The organism is Clostridium disporicum (assembly GCF_001405015.1).
In the GTDB taxonomy this organism is placed as follows: domain Bacteria; phylum Bacillota; class Clostridia; order Clostridiales; family Clostridiaceae; genus Clostridium; species Clostridium disporicum_B.
Genome location: NZ_CYZX01000010.1, coordinates 96,074 through 116,691 on the forward strand (window position 1 = coordinate 96,074; position 20,618 = coordinate 116,691).

The 20,618-nt window shown below is 28.2% G+C and carries 19 protein-coding genes; 2 read left to right on the forward strand and 17 right to left on the reverse strand.

Annotated elements, in window-relative coordinates; all coding sequences use genetic code 11:
• Positions 1-7 precede the first annotated feature (7 nt).
• Entirely contained in the window at positions 8-1,768 is a 1,761-nt protein-coding gene (prmC, locus tag ARA56_RS08370; RefSeq protein WP_055265653.1) for a peptide chain release factor N(5)-glutamine methyltransferase, read from the reverse strand.
• Between the two features lie 18 nt (positions 1,769-1,786).
• Positions 1,787-2,374 carry a thymidine kinase gene (locus ARA56_RS08375; RefSeq protein ID WP_055265655.1) on the reverse strand — a complete coding sequence of 196 codons (588 nt, stop codon included), beginning with the start codon at positions 2,372-2,374 and terminating at the stop codon, positions 1,787-1,789.
• Positions 2,375-2,547: 173 nt separating this feature from the next.
• Here ARA56_RS08375 and rpmE point away from each other — a divergent pair, with 173 nt between their 5' ends.
• A complete protein-coding gene (gene rpmE, locus ARA56_RS08380) occupies positions 2,548-2,754 on the forward strand; it encodes a 50S ribosomal protein L31 (RefSeq protein ID WP_032117239.1) in 207 nt (68 codons plus the stop codon).
• 294 nt (positions 2,755-3,048) lie between these two features.
• Here the strand turns inward: rpmE and ARA56_RS08385 are convergent, their stop codons facing one another.
• Together ARA56_RS08385 and ARA56_RS08390 are read right to left on the reverse strand one after the other, a co-directional pair.
• Positions 3,049-4,146 carry a hypothetical protein gene (locus ARA56_RS08385; RefSeq protein WP_055265657.1) on the reverse strand — a complete coding sequence of 366 codons (1,098 nt, stop codon included), beginning with the start codon at positions 4,144-4,146 and terminating at the stop codon, positions 3,049-3,051.
• A gap of 35 nt (positions 4,147-4,181) precedes the next feature.
• Complete coding sequence (locus ARA56_RS08390) at positions 4,182-5,144, reverse strand: C39 family peptidase (RefSeq protein ID WP_055265659.1); 963 nt, start codon at positions 5,142-5,144, stop codon at positions 4,182-4,184.
• Between the two features lie 183 nt (positions 5,145-5,327).
• On the opposite strand from ARA56_RS08390, the gene ARA56_RS17020 reads away from it, so the two are divergent.
• Positions 5,328-5,456: a hypothetical protein gene (locus ARA56_RS17020; RefSeq protein ID WP_269144349.1), complete on the forward strand. Its 129-nt coding sequence runs from the start codon at positions 5,328-5,330 to the stop codon at positions 5,454-5,456.
• 152 nt (positions 5,457-5,608) lie between these two features.
• Here ARA56_RS17020 and ARA56_RS17135 read toward each other — a convergent pair whose 3' ends face one another.
• The 13 genes from ARA56_RS17135 to yabG form a co-directional block, all read right to left on the reverse strand.
• Positions 5,609-5,935, reverse strand: coding sequence for an LPXTG cell wall anchor domain-containing protein (locus ARA56_RS17135; protein WP_148315758.1), 327 nt, complete (start codon positions 5,933-5,935; stop codon positions 5,609-5,611).
• A 538-nt stretch (positions 5,936-6,473) separates the two neighbouring features.
• A complete protein-coding gene (rho, locus tag ARA56_RS08395) occupies positions 6,474-7,880 on the reverse strand; it encodes a transcription termination factor Rho (RefSeq protein ID WP_055265661.1) in 1,407 nt (468 codons plus the stop codon).
• 261 nt (positions 7,881-8,141) lie between these two features.
• Positions 8,142-9,746 carry a CTP synthase gene (locus tag ARA56_RS08400; RefSeq protein WP_055265663.1) on the reverse strand — a complete coding sequence of 535 codons (1,605 nt, stop codon included), beginning with the start codon at positions 9,744-9,746 and terminating at the stop codon, positions 8,142-8,144.
• Between the two features lie 191 nt (positions 9,747-9,937).
• Positions 9,938-10,228: a hypothetical protein gene (locus ARA56_RS08405; RefSeq protein WP_055265665.1), complete on the reverse strand. Its 291-nt coding sequence runs from the start codon at positions 10,226-10,228 to the stop codon at positions 9,938-9,940.
• A 125-nt stretch (positions 10,229-10,353) separates the two neighbouring features.
• Positions 10,354-10,770 carry a YwiB family protein gene (locus ARA56_RS08410; protein WP_055265667.1) on the reverse strand — a complete coding sequence of 139 codons (417 nt, stop codon included), beginning with the start codon at positions 10,768-10,770 and terminating at the stop codon, positions 10,354-10,356.
• A 9-nt stretch (positions 10,771-10,779) separates the two neighbouring features.
• The gene (locus tag ARA56_RS08415) at positions 10,780-11,769 is read right to left on the reverse strand and encodes a DUF814 domain-containing protein (RefSeq protein WP_055265669.1); all 990 of its coding nucleotides are present in this window, start codon (positions 11,767-11,769) and stop codon (positions 10,780-10,782) included.
• Between the two features lie 15 nt (positions 11,770-11,784).
• Positions 11,785-12,426: a stage II sporulation protein R gene (gene spoIIR / locus ARA56_RS08420; protein WP_055265671.1), complete on the reverse strand. Its 642-nt coding sequence runs from the start codon at positions 12,424-12,426 to the stop codon at positions 11,785-11,787.
• Between the two features lie 67 nt (positions 12,427-12,493).
• The gene (gene ispE / locus ARA56_RS08425; protein ID WP_055265673.1) at positions 12,494-13,336 is read right to left on the reverse strand and encodes a 4-(cytidine 5'-diphospho)-2-C-methyl-D-erythritol kinase; all 843 of its coding nucleotides are present in this window, start codon (positions 13,334-13,336) and stop codon (positions 12,494-12,496) included.
• Between the two features lie 139 nt (positions 13,337-13,475).
• Positions 13,476-16,097, reverse strand: a complete 2,622-nt coding sequence (gene cphA, locus ARA56_RS08430) for a cyanophycin synthetase (protein WP_055265675.1) — start codon at positions 16,095-16,097, stop codon at positions 13,476-13,478.
• Complete coding sequence (locus ARA56_RS08435) at positions 16,081-16,914, reverse strand: cyanophycinase (protein WP_055265677.1); 834 nt, start codon at positions 16,912-16,914, stop codon at positions 16,081-16,083. Before ARA56_RS08435 ends, cphA begins: the two co-directional genes overlap by 17 nt.
• Positions 16,915-17,052: 138 nt before the next feature.
• Positions 17,053-18,621: a DUF3794 and LysM peptidoglycan-binding domain-containing protein gene (locus tag ARA56_RS08440; protein WP_055265679.1), complete on the reverse strand. Its 1,569-nt coding sequence runs from the start codon at positions 18,619-18,621 to the stop codon at positions 17,053-17,055.
• Positions 18,622-18,998: 377 nt separating this feature from the next.
• Entirely contained in the window at positions 18,999-19,235 is a 237-nt protein-coding gene (locus ARA56_RS08445) for a Veg family protein (protein WP_055265681.1), read from the reverse strand.
• 448 nt (positions 19,236-19,683) lie between these two features.
• Entirely contained in the window at positions 19,684-20,565 is an 882-nt protein-coding gene (yabG, locus tag ARA56_RS08450; protein ID WP_055265683.1) for a sporulation peptidase YabG, read from the reverse strand.
• Between the last annotated feature and the right edge of the window lie 53 nt (positions 20,566-20,618).

The following is a 20,618-nucleotide window of genomic DNA, read 5'->3' on the forward strand; positions in this document are numbered from 1 at the left end:
AATTTTATCAACTTTTTAAAGTTCCTATTACAACTCTATCTAATCCAGCTAAATCTTTAACTATTCTTACATCACTGTATCCGCTGTTTATCATTAACTTTTTAACTTCTTCACCTTGATCATGACCAATTTCAAAAGCAAGTATTCCATCATCTTCTAAAACCTTTGAACTTTCCTCAACTATTCTTCTATAAAATATTAATCCATCTTCCCCACCTGATAAAGCTGTGTGTGGTTCATAATCTTTAACATCATCCATAAGAGTAGGAATTACTTCATCTTTTATATATGGTGGATTTGAAACTAATATCTTATATTTTTTATTCTGATTAATAACTACCTTTAACAAATCACTTTTTACAAACTTAGCTCTATCTTTTAAGTTGTGTTTAACAATATTACTTTCAGTTACTTTCATTGGTGTATCATAATAATCAATTAGGTCAATATTTATATTTTTCCTAAAACTTGCTAATGCTATACCTATAGCACCACTTCCACAACAAAGATCACAAACATTCATACTCTCATCTTGTGGAATATACTTTAATGTTTCTTCTACTAATATCTCAGTATCTGGTCTAGGTATTAATACCCCTTCTTCAACATTAAAATCTAATCCCATAAATTCGGCACTTTTTAAAATATACTTAATAGGCATTTTATTTTTCCTTTTTTCAATAAGCTCAAAATATTCTTTTTCATTTTTTTTGCTTATCTCTTTATCTCTATTAGTAATTAAGTATAACTTATCTTTATTTATGACTTTTCCTAATAATAATTGTGAATCAAGCATATAAGTATCTACTGCAGCTTCCTTTAAAATACTTGATCCTTCTTGTAATAACTCTCCAATTTTCTTTTTATATTCAATTCCTTCTGCTGCTAATAAAGATGCTATAGCTACTTCTATTTGCGAGTCATCAGGTTCTTTTGTAGTAAGCTCTTGTAACTTTAATCCTGGATAAGCTATTATTTTTCCTAATTTACTATCTGTTTTTCCAAGCCATTTAATTAATTCATAAGTTATTCCTGCTACAAATGGCATTAGTAAAACTCTAAGAACTATTCTTTGTATAATTCCACCCCATCCTGTTAACGAAAAAACTATTATACTAACAAACATAGTTAAAAATAAAAAGTTAGTTCCACATCTTGGATGAAATCTGCTATATCTCTTAACATTCTCAACAGTTAATTTTTCTTCATTTTCATAACAAAAAATAGTCTTATGCTCTGCTCCATGATATTGAAAAACTCTATATATATCATCTAACTTACTAACTAAATACATATATAAGATTAAAATTCCTACCCTTATCACAGATTCTATTAAATTTAATGCTATTGGATGTAATCCAAAGCTCTTAAATATAGAAGCTAATACTGTCGGAATTCCAACAAATAATCCTACAGATAACAAAAGGGAAAACATCATTGTTCCAGTAACTATTAAGTCATTTGCTCCCTTATCACCAAGCTTCTTCTTTAACCAAAGTTCAAACTTAGACTCTTCTTCATCTTCCTCAAAAAAACTAGCAGAATAATTTAAAGTTTTAATTCCAACTATTAAAGAATCTATTAAAATAAATATTCCTCTTATAAATGGTATATTTAGAAATTTATATCTCTTAGTCAATGGTTTGACACTTTTCATGTCTACTTCAATTTTACCACTTGGAGTTCTTACTGCTGTAGCTAATCCTTTTGAGCCACGCATCATAACTCCCTCTATTACAGCTTGACCCCCAACATCACATTTTCTCATATCATCACTCTTTCAAAATTATTTTTGGCTCTTATATTTTATATAACAATGTCCACATAATGATTCATATTCAACATTATCAACTAAATCTATAGCAACTTGTTCTCCTTCAAAAACAAACTTACCATTGATTTTTCTTCCGTTTAAGACAGCTTTTCTTCCACACTTACAAATTGTTTTCATTTCTTCAATACTATGAGCTAATAGTAATAATCTTGTACTACCTTCAAAACCTTGCATCTTAAAATCCGTTCTTAATCCATAGCATATTACAGGTATATCTAATCCGACAGCTATTTCAAATAATTGGTCTATTTGATATGATTTTAAAAATTGAACTTCATCTACTAATATACAATTAATTTTATATTTATCATCATTCCATTTTTTAACTTCATCATATATATTCATATCACTATTTATTACTAAGTCAACTTTTCTTTCTACTCCAAGTCTAGATACTAACTTATCTCCACCTTTTTTATCAGTAGCTGGTTTTATTAATACTACATTCATTCCACGCTCTTCGTAGTTATGTGCTACCTGCATTAAGTTAGTCGATTTTCCAGAATTCATCGCTCCGTATCTAAAGTATAATTTACTCATTAATTCGTCTCCTTTTTCGATAGTTATATATCGATTATAGCATTTTAAGCCATTATTAAAAAGATGTTTTATCCCTTAATTATCATTGACCTTTTCTACCCCTTATGTTATACTCAATTAGTCATTAAATATGTCGTTTAATGATACTTAAATTTCGAAAGAGGTGAATCATAATGAGAGAAGGCATACATCCAAATTACCATCACGATGCTGTGGTTAAGTGCGCATGTGGAAACACTTTCACAACTGGATCAGTTAAGGAAGAATTAAAAGTTGATATATGTGCTAAATGCCACCCATTCTTCACTGGTAAGCAAAAAATCGTTGATATCGGCGGTAGAGTTGATAAGTTCAACAAGAAATTCGGTCTTAACAAGTAATTTAACTTTTTTTGATCAACAGGAAAGATTTTTATCTTTCCTGTTTTCTTTTTATTTTAAAATTTTTACACTAATTAATATGTATACAAAAAGAGAAAGTCTTAATTTTTAACTAATATTAAATATATTAAATGCAAAAATCTAGCTAGCGCTAGATTTTTACAATTAACAGCATAGGAGCTAACAATAGCTTCTATCTCAACTCTTAAGTTTTGATACTTAAATAATAAAGAGTAAAAAGACAATACAAAATTGCTTTTTTACTCTTTATACAGTTATTACTTGAAAGTTTTTTTATTTAACTATATGAATATTAGATAGTACCATACCATGTATAGCTGCGTACTCTTTTTGAGTTTCTAAAGATAACTCCGGTGTTGTGTAAATAATATAGTTATCGCTTATATTACAAGTAGTTATATTGGAATGGTCCCCTATATTGATAACTTGTTCATTTTTTCTATCATAAAATTGTATTTTATCAAGCTCTTGCCATGATATAAACCTCTCACTAATTTTAGGGAAATCATATGAATAATCATTATTAGCCTGAATAGTAATTAATTTATTTTTCGTATATACATCTAAGTAATATTTTTTATCATAATCTACAGATGATACAACTAAAGACTCGTTATCCCCTTCTATATAAAGAACCTTTTTGTTATTAGTTATTTGTCTTACTTCATTAGTTTCTATATTTTCTATACATACAGCTGATGAATTATGATTATATATATCCTCAGTAATATAGGCTATGCAATTATTTAATATTACAGGACTCGTAGCATTTTCTTTAAATACAGAAGTCTCACCAGTACTTATAGTATATTTTCTTATTAATGGATACATCATATTATCTTTATATTCATAATCTACCCACAAAATAAAATCATTCCCCAAAGATAGTGGACTTGAATCTAGAGATAAAAAAGAATCACTTTCAAATATTGTAACTATCTCATTAGTAGATTTATCACATAATTTTATTCTTGTACCTTGCTTTTCATATTGATAAACCCCTTCTATCCAAACTATATATTTATTATTTTCTTTTAGTAAAACTGGCCTTAAATCATTTTCTACTTCATGAATTATATTACTAGTACTTGTGTCCATATTATAAGCTAATAAATTATACTTACTATTTTCATTTCTACCAGTATATCCATATATAATACCATCATCCGAAACTCCTAAAGGTAACCAAGGAATGTCTTGTTCTAATTCTCCTAATATTTTATTAAACGATAATTCACTTTCAAGAATACTTTTATTTAAAGTATTCTTAACTTCTATATCATTCTTACTATTAGCAAAGTCTGTATTATATATAATGTATAAACAAATTATAACTATAATTAATGTAATAATTATTTTATATTTTTTCATCTTAGTAACTATCCTTATTTAATATATTCTTTATATTACCATACGATCCCTCTACCATCAGTTACATTAGCCATTGTAGAAAGAGATACGTTATAGTATGGATTCTTTATATTTTGATACCAACTTACTGAAGAAGCATTATATATAGGCTCAGCATAATGAATAGTATCTCCATAATTATAATAACCATCTATTGGAACCCAATGGAATATTTCATATCCTGCTGGATGTCCTGGAAGATACGAACCACCTGGAACCTCCCATATATCTGCAGCTATCCCATATCCTCTATCTATAGAATATACTACTTTAGATTTTAATCCTGATGCAGTAACCGATGAACCATAAATACTATAATAGTTTATTCCTTGATATTTGTTTAGTGTATATTGCATTGGATTATATCCATCTGCATTACCTCCAACCCACCATGGAGTATTTCCCCATACATCTGTTTCTAGCCAATCCTTATGAGCTAAAGTTTTTTGTGAAGGATTGGAGCTCCTTGAAGAAATTATAGATTTTGCTGTAGATGGCCCACAGTAATAGTCTTGCTCCTGTGGAACTTGAAGTAAAGTTTCTATCATTCCGCTAGCAGCCCTTGAAAATAAATTAACATTGGTATAGTTACCAGTGTTTTTAATCTTCTCTAAATAAGCATTAGAAAGTTGCTCATTACTTCTTTCAATTGATTCATCTAAAAACGTGTTAGCTGATAAAATAAATTCCTTTTCATATTCATCACTAGATAAATTCTTTGACTTTTGTAAGTAATAATCTTTGCTTATGTTTCCTTGTTTAAACTCATAATATAATTCTGCATTATCACTTTTATTTTTATCTTTAGTAGATTCAAAATCTACATAGGTAGATTTATCCCCCTTGCTGAAGCTATTTGTAATAAACCCACTATTACTTGGTGATGCATTAGCCATACTTATCGTTGATGATGTTAAGATAAAAGTGGCTACCAAAACTTGTAAAAACCTTTTTTTCATTATAAGTCCCCCTATATACCATTTTATTAATTTTTCATAATAATTTTAACATAGCTATATACTCATAATTTGTAGTAATTTGTAATAAATATATCTTTTTTAATATTATATAATAGTTTTAATATCAAACAATTATTGAAGAAACCCAAAATACTGAAAGCACTAATGAGAAGGGGTTATCTGTTGAAAAAATATGAAAAACTTCAATCAAAGATAAACCTTTTGCAAGCTGAGAATGTATTATTAAAAAAGTTAGAAATGATAGAAATAGGTGATTATATTGACTATCATAATAATTATAGGTCTCAATGAAATTAAAAGAAGATGACTCCTGTTAATTACAGAAATTATCTTCTTAATGTTGCTTAGACTTTTTATAATATCTATTTAATCTGGTTAAATCCAATAATTTTTATTATGTCGAAACTATAGAAATACTTGATTTACTAACTATTTTATTAATTCTATTTATCTAAATCCTTACGTCTTCTTATAAATAATCCTAATAGTGCTAACATACTACCTTTAATTATAGTAGCAAGTCCAGATCCTCCCCCTGTTGCAGGTAACTTATTAGCATTAGAGTTTGAGGAACCTTCATTATTTGACTCTTGCTTACTTGGGTTTATTTCCTCTTTATTTTGTTCTTCTTGATTAGGTTTTTCTTGATTTACAACTACATTATTATTATTATCTTCTGTACCTACATCCCCTTTATTTTCATTTCTTGAAATGAAGTCATTAACAGAACTTAAAACATCTTTATAAATATTCTTAACCTTTAGCTCTATTTAGCATTCTTCACTATAATTATTAACCTTTCTAGTTAATGTACTTTTCCTAATAGAAAATCTTACTATTGTATATTCATCGCTATGTTCTACACTCCTTATATTTGCAGCAAATTCTTCTAAACTTAATAATAGCTTATCTGAAATATCCTTTTATTTATAAATTACTTAATTCTATCAAAAAAACTTTGATATCACTATTTTTTATCTAAATAGTATTATTAATAGCTCCTACGCTATAAATATAGAAAGTATTTTTACAAACAAAAGCCTTAACATATATTTTCTATATACTGTTAAGGCTTTTGTTTGATATATTGTTTTCGTATTAATTATTAGTCTTAAATGATTTATTAACACTATTTATATAATATTTTAGTATAGCTTTTTCACCAATTTTTTACCTATTTTTCACCATATTGAACTGTATTAGTTATTCTTTCAGGAAGTTTACCCATATTTTTTCTTCGACACTTTGGACATTTTTCAACTTTTGTTCTATGATCAATAACTTTAACTTTTTACTCTTAATTCCTAACTACTTTTTAAACACATCACTTTTTGGAAATACTGAAATAAATTCTTCGTTATCCTTAGTTTTAGAAAGCATATTAATAAGATTTTCAGTTATAGTTTCTATATTTCCATCTCTATACATAACTCTTCTTATAGCAAAAGCAACTTCTTTTTCAGCTTCACTTAACAATAAGTCTTCTTTTCTTGTTCCTGACTTATAAATATCTATAGCTGGGAATATTCTTCTTTCTTGAAGCTTTCTATCTAAATGAACTTCCATATTTCCTGTTCCTTTAAATTCTTCAAATATCATATCATCCATTCTTGATCCAGTTTCAACTAAAGCTGTAGCAAGTATAGTTAATGATCCACCTTCTTCTATATTTCTAGCTGCTCCAAAGAATTTCTTTGGCATTATTAATGCCCCTGGATCTAAACCTCCAGATAAAGTTCTTCCTGTTGGTGTTATAGTAAGATTATAAGCTCTTGATAGTCTAGTAATACTATCTAAAAGTATAACTACATCCTTACCTTGTTCAACCATTCTTTTAGCTCTTTCTAACACCATTCTTGATACCTTAATATGGTTTTGTGGTTCTTCATCAAAAGTTGAATAGATAACATCCCCATCTATTGATCTCTTCATATCTGTAACTTCTTCAGGTCTTTCATCTATTAATAAAACTATAAGTTTAACATCTGGATAGTTACGTGAAATATTTTGTGCTACCTTCTTTAACAAAGTTGTTTTACCAGCCTTTGGTGGCGCAACTATTATACCTCTTTGCCCTTTACCTATTGGACATATTATATCCATAAGTCTTGAAGATAAATCATTTCTATCTTTACTTTCTAAATGTAACCTTTCATTAGGATATATAGGAGTTAAAGTTTCAAAAGCTTTTCTTCCTATAGCTTTGTTAGGATCTTCACCATTTACTTTCTCAACAAAAAGTAGAGCCTTAAATTTTTCTCCCTCTTTAGCTTCTCTTACTTTCCCTTGAACCTCATCTCCTGTTTTAAGGTTAAATCTTCTTATTTGAGACGGAGATACATATATATCATTTTCTCCTGTTTGATAATTATCACATCTTAAAAAACCAAAGTTATTATTTTCTTGAACTTCTAATACACCTTTGGCAGAACCTGATTCATTTATCATTACTTTAAGTCTTTCTTTTTTTTCTTCCCTATTTTCTTCATTAACTTGTTCTTGTGTTATATCCACTTCTTGATTTACAGCCTTCAGTTTAGGAGCAATTTTTTCTACTAATACTACTCCATCTTTTTCAATTCTATTAGGTGAAATTTTTATTATCTCATCTACTAATTCTAATTTTTTTAATTTACTTATATTTTTAATGCCTAAATTCTTAGCAATTTCCTTTAACTCTGCTAAGGTCATCTTTTCATAGTTTTCTCTTGTCAAAACTACACCTCCAATTGTTATTTTACATAGGGAATTCTTAGACTATCTCTCTAGAACTGATATATGTGAATTGAATTATTATCTATAATTTAGATTATATAAAGCAGAAATTTATCTCTTTTGCTTATGTATATATAATTATGAAGCAATAAAAGATAAAAAACAATAAAAACTTATATTATAAGCTTATCCCTTTTTTTATTTTTTATAACAACCATCAAAAAAGAAGCACAGAATATCTATGCTCCTCTATATATTTAATTACTTATTATTTTTTAATGATGCATTTATAAATCCTATGAATAAAGGATGTGGATTATTTGGTCTTGATTTCAATTCTGGATGGAATTGAGTTGCTACAAACCATGGATGATTTTTAACTTCAACAATTTCAACCAATTTACCATCTGGGCTCGTCCCTACTATATTCATTCCAGCTTCTATTATAGCTTTTCTAAAATCATTATTGAATTCATATCTATGTCTATGTCTTTCATATATTAATTCATTTTTATAGCTTTCATACGATTTAGATTCTTTATCAAGATTACAAGGATATGCTCCCAATCTCATTGTTCCACCTAAATCTTCTATATCCTCTTGATCTTTCATTAAATCAATAACTGGATACTTAGTATTTGGGTTAATCTCTGCACTATTAGCACCTTCATATCCAAGAACATTTCTTGCAAATTCAATTACTGCTGTTTGCATTCCTAAGCAAATTCCTAAGAAAGGTATATTATTTTCTCTAGCATATCTAATTGCTTCTATCTTACCTTCTACCCCTCTATCTCCAAATCCACCTGGAACAAGTATTCCATTTACATCATCAAATAGCTTTTCAGCTGTTTCAGTTGTAACATCTTCAGCATTTATCCATTTAATATTTACATTTGAATCATTATAAAGGCCACCATGCTTTAATGCTTCAACAACAGATATATACGCATCGTGAAGTTCTACATACTTACCAACTAAAGCTATATTAACCTCATCTTTAATAACTTTAATCTTCTTAACCATGTCTATCCATTCAGTATTATCTATATCTCTACAGCCTAACTCAAGCTTTTCAACTACTAATCTATCTAATCCTTCTTTATGAAGCATTAATGGAATTTCATATAAATGATCCGCATCTAAATTTTGTATAACACATTTAGCTTCTAAATTACAAAATAGACCTATCTTAGCTCTTAGCTCCTCTGATATCTCTTGTTCACTCCTACAAACTATTATATCAGGTTGTATTCCTATACTTCTTAATTCTTTAACTGAGTGTTGAGTCGGTTTAGTTTTAAGTTCACCTGATTTTCCCAAGTAAGGAACTAATGTTACATGTATGAAGCATACATTTTCTCTACCTACATCATATTTTATTTGTCTTATAGCTTCAAGAAATGGTAGTGATTCTATGTCTCCAACAGTTCCTCCTATTTCAGTGATAACTACATCTACATCTTGTTCGTTACTAACTTTATAAACTCTTTCTTTTATCTCGTTAGTTATATGTGGTATAACTTGAACTGTACCTCCTAAATATTCACCACGTCTTTCTTTAGATATTACAGACCAATATATCTTACCAGTAGTTACATTACTATTTTTAGTTAAATTTTCATCTATAAATCTTTCATAATGTCCTAAATCTAAATCTGTTTCTGCTCCATCATCAGTAACAAAAACCTCTCCATGTTGATATGGGCTCATTGTTCCTGGATCTATATTTATATATGGATCAAATTTTTGAATTGATACCTTTAGACCTCTATTTTTTAATAATCTTCCTAGAGATGCTGCTGTTATCCCCTTCCCTAATGAAGATACAACCCCACCTGTAACAAAAACATATTTAGTACTCATTTATATTTCCTCCTAAATAAATAAAATTAGCATTTAATAACTATAAAAATTCAAATAAAAAACTCAATTTTTCTATTGACTATTGATTTTATATTTAGTATAATTTAAAATACCTCACTCTATAAATAAGTGAGGTGAATCAATATTTTTCTATGATATCATAATATTTTATTCTTTATCAATGTCTTTTATTAGTCATTTTTTATTGTTTTATCTAAAATTACGTAATTATCCCTGAATTGCTTATTAATAAGCAATCTTTCTTCAGCTTTCTTCAAATTATAATTTATACTCTTATTACTACTAAACATCAGCTCATCTATAAGCTTATCTTTTTCTAAACATCCATATTCTTTTAATAGTAATAAAAATAAATATTTACACTCTTTATTTTTGAGTAAATATAATAAATCAAAATTAGTTATTTTATAATATTTACATAATACATCTACCACAACTCTATACTTTTCTATATTTATCACCTCTAAATCAAACTATAGACAAAAACATATCTTTATTAACTTCAATAACCACTTATTTAATTTATCCCCATAAAACTTTCATTTATACAAAAAAAAGTGGCATAAAGCCACTTTTTCCATTTTTACTATTGAACTTTTATCTTTACCTTTATCTCTGTTGTTATAGGCGGTTGTCCTTCTGCACTTAAAAGATACTTAGCATAAATAAATCCACCATTCTCATCTATATTTATATCTAATATCTTCGTATCTATATGTAAATGTAACATACCATATGGTGTATTGTATAATGATAATCCCATTTCTCCTATTTTAAATTCCATAGTAGTACATGTTGTACCAACTCTTTCTAAAACAAATCTATCTTCTTCAATTTTAAGATTTGTCGTTGTTCCCTTCATTCCAGAAATCTCTGATTCTTCATATATAATTTCATACGAACTTTCTTTCACTATAAATTTCCCTGGAGTAATAACTTCAATTGCATCACTTTCATCTATATCAGAAAAACTTTTCACTTGAATTATTGCATTCTTCTCCATAATTTCCTCCTACTTAACTGATACTATGTACTCTTGTAATTCCTCATCACTTATAGGTTCTACTTCTATTTCAGAATTAAACTTACTTCCATACTTTCCAAATTTAACTTTAAGTACTTTTTCCGTTCTACCCTTACTATATCTTCCTGATATTCTTGCAGCTAACTTTCTATCTTCTTCTGTTCCTTCCCCTTGTAATAATACAAGTGCCCCTGAAAAGTCTGAAGTATGGAATGAATAATAACTTCCATCTATATGATTTTTAATCATATCACCTTCATCTTTAGTTCTAGCTACTATTATCTTATTATTATCCTTGGTTCTAAAATGTCTACCATATCTTAAAAGACTTAATTCATCTTCTTCTACTTCATTTTTATAATCCAATAAATCCTTTAATCTTAAGGCATAGTTAGGTTCAGTTAATTTACATCCACCTGCTGGTGATGGATATTCAGTTATTCCCCACTTTTCAGCAAGTTCCATTTGAGCTTTTCTACTTCTTCCTGATATATCTAATAACTTTTCTCTATCAACTAATCCACTTAGCTCCATTTCTGTAGGATCTAAATTTTTAGCACATAATGGTCTTAAAATCTTATTTGCAAAACCTGATTCTTTTTTTACAATATTTAATGCTTGTCTGTTTTGAGACATAGGTCTTTGATTTAAAACCTCACCTGTTATAATAAAATCTGCTTTGTATTCTTCTAATAGCTTTCCAGCATAATTCATCATCATAGCATGACAATCTATACATGGATTCATGTTTTTACCTCTTCCATGCTTAGGATTTTTAACCATATCTAAATGTTCATTAGAAAAATCAACTACCACTAATGGAATATCTATTTGTTTTGTCATCTTTTTAGCACTTTCTTCGCTAAAGAAATAAGATCTAAAACAAATACCAATTACCTCTATACCTTGTTCTTTTATAAGTTTTGCGGCTAGTATACTGTCTAACCCACCTGAAATCATAGCTAACGCCTTTGTCATATTAGCACTCCTCTACTAGTTAAATATTTTGTCAAAAACCTCTACTACCTTAAACTTAAATATAACTTGCTTATCATTATCTTTTTTATTTTCCTCAGTTTTACCTTCTATATTAGCTATATTTTCGTCTAATTTTTTTGTATCAACTATATTTTTGCTCTCATCAACAAAACATAATGGTGGAAACATTACACACCACCAATTTTGACCTTCTCCACTTCCTATTATTACTCTATAAGCCTCATAATTACCTTGAGGAAATATATAATCTCCATATATCTTATCTGGAAAATTCTCATTTGACAACATAGTCTTTACATCATAATCAAAACCTTCTTCGGCAATTACCTCTTTAGCTATACTATTAACTTCTTCTATACTCGAATTTAATATTTCCCTTGCATCATCTAAACTTTCAACACTTTCAAGTTTTATAGACATCTTATCTATTATTTTATCTCTAACTTTTAATTTTAATGCTTGATCTTCTTCAGAATCACTATTAGCTATTACATGAAATCTAATTAGCTTGTCCGCAACTTCTTCATAATTTAACTCTCTTAAATCTAAAGATGCTTCATTATTTCCTAAAGAACATCCTCCAAATAAAGTAACAATAAATACTATTATAATAAAATTAAACATATTTTTTTTCATAAAGATAACCCCCTCTAGCTTAATTATTTCCAATTTATAGGGGATTATTCATTTTGCTATTTATTTTTTATATAGTTCTTGTTAAAAATACTTCATTATATTTTTCTTTCATTTTCTCAAAACATTTTTGTGCTTTAAGCATATCATCAAAAAAAGCAAACACCGTTGGACCACTTCCACTCATCATAGAATTTATTGCTCCATATTTATTCATTTCTTCTTTTAAATCAATTAAAACCTTATGCTTTTTCAAAGTTACATTTTCTAATAAATTCTTCATATTATATGCAACATATCTTAAATTATCTTCATCCATAGCCTTTATTAATTCTTCAGTTTCTGGATGTTTTTTTACTTTTTCCATATTAAAATTCTTATACACTTCTTTAGTAGATACTCCAAAAGAAGGCTTTACTAAAACAATAATTTTATTTTTAAATGGATTTAATGGAGTAATTATCTCTCCAATTCCTTCGCATAGTGCTGTTCCTCCTTTTATACAATAAGGTACATCAGCACCTAGTTTCAATCCTAATTCCATAAGTTCTTCATCTGAAGCATTTACTTCAAATAACTTATTCATTATTTTCAATACTGTTGCTGCATCAGTACTTCCGCCAGCTAAACCTGCCGAAACTGGAATATTTTTAAATATTTTTATTTTTACCCCTTCTGCGATATTATATCTTTCTTTAAAAGCTATCGCTGCCTTATAAGCAAGATTTCTTGAATCTGTTGGTACATAATTTTTATTACACTCTATAATAATATCTTTATTATTCTTTTCTACAATAATTTCATCGTATAAATCTATATTTTGCATTATCATTCTTAAAAGATGATATCCGTCATCTCTTTTTCCAACTATATCTAGAGAAATATTCACTTTGGCATAAGCTTTCATTTTCATCTCTTTCAGTTCCTTTCAACTTTTACTATATATTCTAAATAAAGTTCAGGTATTAACCCGAACTTTATTTATCATGTTATAAATTATATTATATAAGTTATTTTATTTCTCGTAAATATCTGTTAGATTTACGTATTTGTTAAATCGAACTAATTACAGCATTAGAGTTTTTATTTTCATTTAATTTATCTATAACTTCTATCAAAGGTTCAATCTTTTCGTAGAAAACAATAATACTATCTCCTATAGTAGCCTCTCTTATAGCTTCTTTAAAAGCTTCTACCTCATCTAATACCATTTTTACACTAACATATTTATTACAACTATCTATTCCACCTTTTATAACTTTTGCAATTTCACCTGGTTTTCTACCTCTTTTATCTTTATCTTCTTTGATTATAATTTTATCAATAAATTTTGAACTAACTTTTCCAATCTCTTTTATTGATTCATTATTTCTATCTCCAGGAACTCCTATTACTCCTATTACTTTACCATCAGTTATTTCTTTTACTGCTGATAAAGCTTTCTTATATCCTTCTATATTATGACCATAATCTAATATTATTTTAATTCCATTATACTCATGAATATTAAATCTTCCATAGTTCTCTCTTGAATTTAGCTCAAAACTTTGAATTGAATCTTGTATAATATTATAATCAACATTTAATCCAATTAACGCTGCACAAGCAGCCATTACATTTTCTATATTAAATTGCAATGCACCTTTTAATATTATTGGAATATCATCAATACTACTTATTCTATATTCTCTTCTTTTCTTATTAATGCAGATATATCTTTCCTTTAAATAAACTACAGTTTTACCGTCTCTAATACTATTTATTATAAGTGGGTTTTTATAATCTTTAGAGAAATATATTATATTTGACTTTATTCTATTTATAATTGTATTACTATACTTATCGTCAGCATTAATTATTACATACCCATCTTTCTTAACAGCTTCTGCTACCAACGATTTTACATAACATAAATCTTCCATATCCTGCACGCCATCGCAACCTAAGTGATCTTCTGTTATGTTTGTTATTACAGCTACATCGGCTAAGTCATACGCTAATCCTTTTCTTATTATTCCACCTCTAGCTGTTTCAAGTACAGCTATATCTACATCCTTATTTAATAGTACACATTTTGCGCTATCCATTCCTGTATCATCGCCAATATCTATACATTTGTTATTTATAAATATTCCTTCTGTACTAGTCATTCCTGAACACATTCCAAGTTTACATAAGGTATAATTTATAAGACGTGTAGTTGTAGTCTTTCCATTTGTTCCACTTACTGATACTACAGGTATATTCTTTATATCTTCTTTATACATCATCTTAATTATTTCATCGCCGACATCCCTACTCTTTCCTTCAGAAGGGTATATATGCATTCTTAAACCTGGAGCAGTATTTACCTCCATTATTATCCCATTATTATTCATAATACTTTTTGATATATCTTTCGTACATATATCTATGCCACATACATCTAATCCTATAGTTTTAGCAGCTCTTATACATATATCTTTATTTTCTTCACATATTTTATCTGTATAGTCAATAGCTATACCACCTGTAGATAAATTAGCATTTTTTCTTAATAATAATTTTTTATCTTTTTCTAAAACACTACTTAATGAATAACCTTGCTCACTTATAAAGTTAATAAGCATATTATCTTTCTTAACTTTAGTAAGTGGTTTTTCATGACCTTCACCTCTATACTCGTGTGAATTTAAATCATCTATTAATTCTTCTATGCACTTATTACCATCACCTATTATATATGGTGGTATTCTTAAAGAGACACCAACTACCTTATTGTTTACTACACAAACTCTGTAGTCATCTCCCTCCCAATACTCCTCTAGTATAATATCATCAAACTCATTTATTAATTTCTGATAAGCTATAATAAGCTCTTTTTCATTTTTTATTCCTATAATAACGCCTTTACCTTTATTTCCATACTGAGGTTTTAATACTAAAGGATATCCTATTCTTTCTGCTTCCTTTAATAAATTTATTACATTACATACTTTAGCACCTCTAGCTACAGGTAAATTTTGCAAATATAATAATTCTTTAGTTAGTAATTTGTCACAAGATATATCAGCTGAAATACAACCAGTATTACTTGTAATTGACGCTTCTATAACTCTCCCTTGCTTCCCATAACCTATTTGATAAAAATTGCTGCTTCCCAACTTCATAACTGGTAATCCATGCTTTTGAGCAGCTTCGCATATTGCTAAAGTACTAGGTCCAATTAGCTCATCATTTAATATTTCTTTTATAATCAATATTCTACTTTTAAAATCTATAACCATGTCACTAATTAATCCATTTATTATATCAATAGCTAATTTTGCAGATTCTATACCTGCTTTAGGGTATTTATATTGATATATTATTTGATATATATCGCCTTCTACTTCTCTTGCTTTCCCATAAGCAACATCTATACCAATTATATTTTGTATTGCAATAATGATATGTTCACATATATGAGCTAAATATGTACCTTCCTTAAGCCTTTTTACAAACCCTCCATCTTCATCTATTCCACACCTATGAGTATATAATTCTGGAATCATTTTTACTAAATTCTCGTTAAATCCATTTATATCCTTGCTAGGCGTTTCACAATATCCTTCTAAATCGACATCAAGTCTTATACACTTTTTATGTGAGTATATATTCTTCCCCTCATAAATGTTACTACTTAGTATTTTCATTTTTTAAATTATCCTCCTCGAAAGGTACTTTTTTAATTAAATCAAATTTATTACCTTCCTTTAAAACATGAAGTTTAACATTAAACATACTTAAAACTTCATCACAGTATTGTTCTGATACATTGCTATATATTATTGAACTTCCATCTAAAAAATATACTGCCCCTGATCCTATTACTTCTGCAATGCCTTTATCACTTACCACTATTGCAGTATCTTCATCTATTCCAATTCCTAAAACTTCTGGATTTTGAGCTACAGCTGTTAATAACCTTCCTATTCTTCCCCTTTGAGCAAAGTGTTGATCTATTATTACACTATCAATTAGCCCTAATCCAGGTGACATTTTTAATGTGCATTTTCTTGGTGACTCCTCGTCTTCTCCTTGAACTATCATTGTATGACTCATAACAGAAGCTCCTGCAGAAGTACCAGCTATTACTTTCCCTTCACTACAAATATCCTTCAATGCATCATACACTGGAGTTCCACCTAAAATACTTGTTATTCTAAGCTGATCTCCACCTGTAAAAAATAATAAATTACATCTTTTTATTAAATCTACATTCTTCTTATTACACGCATCTTCTCTATTAGTTATATCTAATTTTTCTATATTCTTTATTCCAAGACCTGAAAAAACTTTATTATATTTACTATAACTTTCGTCCGGACATTCAGTTGCTATAGTAGCTATTAATAGCATATCAGTATCTTTATTTATAAAATCAGCTACACGCTTTAATATCTCTTTATCACCTTTTTTATCTTCTGCGCCTCCTATTATTATTAAATTTCCTTCTATTTTTTCATCCATATTTTCACCTCAAATCACACATTCACTATTTTATCCATTCCTAAACCATATTATTCAAAATCATAAATTAAAAGGTAATTGCTTAATTTCAGCAATTACCTTTTAATTTATTCTTAATTATTAACTTTTAACTGGTAACTAAAAAATTGCTCTTCCAGGAATTATAATTCTTTGTCCAATATTAATAGAGTCTGGATTCTCCATATCGTTAACCCTTATCAATTCATCCATAGTAGTATTGAACTTCTTAGCTAATTCCCATAAAGTATCACCTTTGTTAACAACATAAATTGTAACAGATGATTTCTTTTCTTTCTTTTCTTCTTTATTTTGAACTACATCTACAATCCATTCCTTGTTAACATTGTATAATACATTTACTGAAACTGATAACGTAGCTCTAATAGCTATAGTATTAGCCTCTATTGTTCCATCTATAGATTCTAATTGAACTTTAGCTATAACATTCATGTCTGGCTTAGTTCCTTTTATATCTAATACTGATGTGAAAGGTATTTCTCCATTACACATATCAACTTTATAGCCCTCATCAGCAGTTTTATATAAAGCAGATACTTTAATTATACCTTCAATCTTTACTTTATCTTCTTCAGCTGTCTTATCAGTTATAACAGGACAACCATAAACCATAATAATATTTCCTAATCTTTCATTTTCATCCTTTAAGTATAAATTATCTTTTAATATAAGATCAGTTGTCATGTTTCCATGAACTACTCCAATCTCACAGTTATTTTCAACTAGGTCCATTGTAACTGTTGGTGAATACGCATCTTTTACTACTTCTACACTTTCTCTAGACATGACCTTAACATCACCTCTAGCTACGAACTCAATGCTTATGTTTCTATTTTCGCCCAAATCATCAGGCATCACAGTACAATCGCTATTAACTACATCTATATTGTGGGATGTCATCATTTCACTATTAGCACCCACTAATTCTTCTTCCTTAGATAAATAAACATCATCTTGTAATACTACTAAATCTTCTGAATCTCTGCCTTTATATAGTACTTCTATTTTGCAATAACATCCAAAGTAAACTTTATTTTCTCCTAACTTAACTTCCTTTTTGTGTAACATCATAGAATACTTCAAGATTTCATCAACTTCTGGTTTATCCATAGTAACTTTTATAAGTGATTTTCCTATAAATTCAATATCTTTTTGACCTTTAACTTGATTTAATTCTTCATTTTTTCTTTGAACTTGTACATCTCCACTACCTTCAATATCCTTTACAAATTCAAGATCTTGTATTTTATAAATATTCCACTTAGTTGATCTTACTCCATCAATAGAAATCTTTCTTTCATTCATTATGTTAGCTTGAATATGTTCAATTACACACTCTACATCACAAAGGATTTTATGTTCTTCATTATTAAGTTCAAGATAATCGGCAAATTTTTCAGATAAATTAACAGAATCAACTCTTTGTGTTCCGCTTTCATCTTCAGACAGATATAATACAGAATAATTTATTTGTCCTTCAATCATTACTTTATCTGCAAGTATCTCTTTATTGGTTACAGTTGCTTTTGCATCTACCCCTAAAATCTGATGTGCATCTGGATGTGAATCCTTAATTAAATATTCCCCTTTGAGAACATGATTAGTTGAGCCTTCTCTTAGTAGTTGTTCATATTGAACATTCTCTTTTATAACATCTATTTGTGACATCATATCCCTCCCATAGTATAACTACTATTTAATATATATTTCTCTAAATATATATTTATTCTAAAATATATAAACTGTTTCTTTTTTTATTTATATTTTAAATTTCAATTTATTTCATATATTTACTTTTAAGTATTATAATTACATATATTGTGTCGAATTTTAGGTTTTATCAGAACTTTTTTTAATTTTTTTTTATTTTTTTTAAATAAGTTGTTGACTATTGTTTAAATATGTCGTATTATAAAGATGGTTATTGACCATATAACCTCTCATAAATTCTCAATACCCTTTTATACCATAGTTGAAAGATGGATACCCGCCATCTTTCTTTTTTTTTAATAAACAAAAGCTTCGATAAATATCGAAGCTTTTGTTTATACAGGATAATATAACAGTACTGTTTTTGTTAAAACATCTGAATAACTGTATGTCACTGTCCTTTGGGTGTCGTTTTCTAGCCTAACTACGAAAATACTTGGATGAACACTCTCTATTACTCCGTCGTTAACTAAAATCTTTTTTCTACCACCATTAGCTTTAAGAGTAACTTTTTCACCTAAATGATTTTGTATATCTTTTTTAATGGTAGCGATAGTTTTGTTTAACTCCATATAAACACCCTCCTTTTAATATATTATAACATATTTGGTATTTTTAGTCAAAGCAAATATATTATTTTATCACGTGTTAGATACAATGTCAATGTAATCTTTTACTTTTTTATAAAAATAATAATTCCCACATTTAATATTATGGGAATATTGTTAACCTTTTATACATTTTTTTAAAATATAATTAGTACGCAAAATAGATTAAAGAACACTTGAAATAAATTGTTCGTGAAGCTCACAGGTGAAAGGTCGACTTCGTCGAAGTGAAAAGGCTACTTGCGTAGCGGGGAAAAGTTAACTTGAGTTAAAGTGAAAGGTACTAATGTAGACACTTTTCACTATTGCCAAATGCAATATTTTCTCTGTCACGAAGTGACATTTTCATCTCAGCTTTAGCTGACTTTTCCCCTTTTACGAAGTCAAACTTTTCACCAAAGTGCTTCGCACTTTATACAAATGGAGATCTAGGATATCCTTCTCTGTATTTTCCTCTTGTTTGCAATCCCCCAATTCCTCTTATTCCTGTTATTGTACTATCTATTACGTCTGTAATTGATACAACCGTATCTATTCTTGAATATGCAATTTTTTCACATACAAATACGGGGTCAAGACAATGTATTAATACTCTACTTGGAGAACTTGCAAAATTTGCTCCTGCATCTAATAAGCACTCATAACATGATTGGCATGCACCAGCAAAAATAACTAATTCATCATAACTAGAATTATAATTTCTTAGTGCCTTAACTGCATCTATATAATATCTAGAGTTTCTATAATTGTCCAAATCTAAAAAATCATCAGTTTTCTTTAAAACACTATCATGACCTGTTAATACAACTATATCTGGTTTTATTTCTTTTACTAAATCAACTACGCAATTCCATTGTTCTTTTTCTGGAATAGCTCTCCCAACTGCATCTAAGGATAATTGCTTATATACTTTTAAACAAGTTTCTAAATAATCTTTATCACCGTCAATGTGGAGTATCTTCCCGGGTCGTCCAAACATTAATTCTTTATTTGGATTTTGTTTTTGACTTTTACTCCCCCTTGACATTATCGCTTCCCTCGCTGCCAAATCACCTCTAAGCCCTATAGCTTTATTTATAGCTTCATTTACCCTTGTATTTAATATCTTTTCCTTTGTTCCTATAAAAGCTGAATCTACTTGTTCTAAATCATCAACAGAAGAATCCGCAATTATTCTTATACTAATTCCTTTTAAAATATAAATAGCTTGACCTTTTTCTTCTTTTATATCAATTATTTTAAATGTAATATCTTTATCATAGGATTTTCTTACGACAATATCTCCTATTTGCATCTCTACCTCGCTTAAAGTTACTATCATTTTATAATATGTTTTTTTACTAATTT

Bases quoted from the DNA above. Each gene is read 5' to 3' on its own strand.
- rpmE (WP_032117239.1), top strand. From the start codon at position 2,548: ATGAGAGAAGGCATACATCCAAATTACCATCACGATGCTGTGGTTAAG.
- ARA56_RS08415 (WP_055265669.1), bottom strand. From the start codon at position 11,769: ATGACAAAGGCGTTAGCTATGATTTCAGGTGGGTTAGACAGTATACTA.
- prmC (WP_055265653.1), bottom strand. From the start codon at position 1,768: ATGAGAAAATGTGATGTTGGGGGTCAAGCTGTAATAGAGGGAGTTATG.
- ARA56_RS08440 (WP_055265679.1), bottom strand. From the start codon at position 18,621: ATGTCACAAATAGATGTTATAAAAGAGAATGTTCAATATGAACAACTA.
- ARA56_RS08385 (WP_055265657.1), bottom strand. From the start codon at position 4,146: ATGAAAAAATATAAAATAATTATTACATTAATTATAGTTATAATTTGT.
- ARA56_RS08410 (WP_055265667.1), bottom strand. From the start codon at position 10,770: ATGGAGAAGAATGCAATAATTCAAGTGAAAAGTTTTTCTGATATAGAT.
- ispE (WP_055265673.1), bottom strand. From the start codon at position 13,336: ATGAAAATGAAAGCTTATGCCAAAGTGAATATTTCTCTAGATATAGTT.
- ARA56_RS08400 (WP_055265663.1), bottom strand. From the start codon at position 9,746: ATGAGTACTAAATATGTTTTTGTTACAGGTGGGGTTGTATCTTCATTA.
- ARA56_RS08375 (WP_055265655.1), bottom strand. From the start codon at position 2,374: ATGAGTAAATTATACTTTAGATACGGAGCGATGAATTCTGGAAAATCG.
- spoIIR (WP_055265671.1), bottom strand. From the start codon at position 12,426: ATGAAAAAAAATATGTTTAATTTTATTATAATAGTATTTATTGTTACT.
- ARA56_RS08390 (WP_055265659.1), bottom strand. From the start codon at position 5,144: ATGAAAAAAAGGTTTTTACAAGTTTTGGTAGCCACTTTTATCTTAACA.
- yabG (WP_055265683.1), bottom strand. From the start codon at position 20,565: ATGCAAATAGGAGATATTGTCGTAAGAAAATCCTATGATAAAGATATT.
- cphA (WP_055265675.1), bottom strand. From the start codon at position 16,097: ATGAAAATACTAAGTAGTAACATTTATGAGGGGAAGAATATATACTCA.
- ARA56_RS08435 (WP_055265677.1), bottom strand. From the start codon at position 16,914: ATGGATGAAAAAATAGAAGGAAATTTAATAATAATAGGAGGCGCAGAA.
- ARA56_RS08445 (WP_055265681.1), bottom strand. From the start codon at position 19,235: ATGGAGTTAAACAAAACTATCGCTACCATTAAAAAAGATATACAAAAT.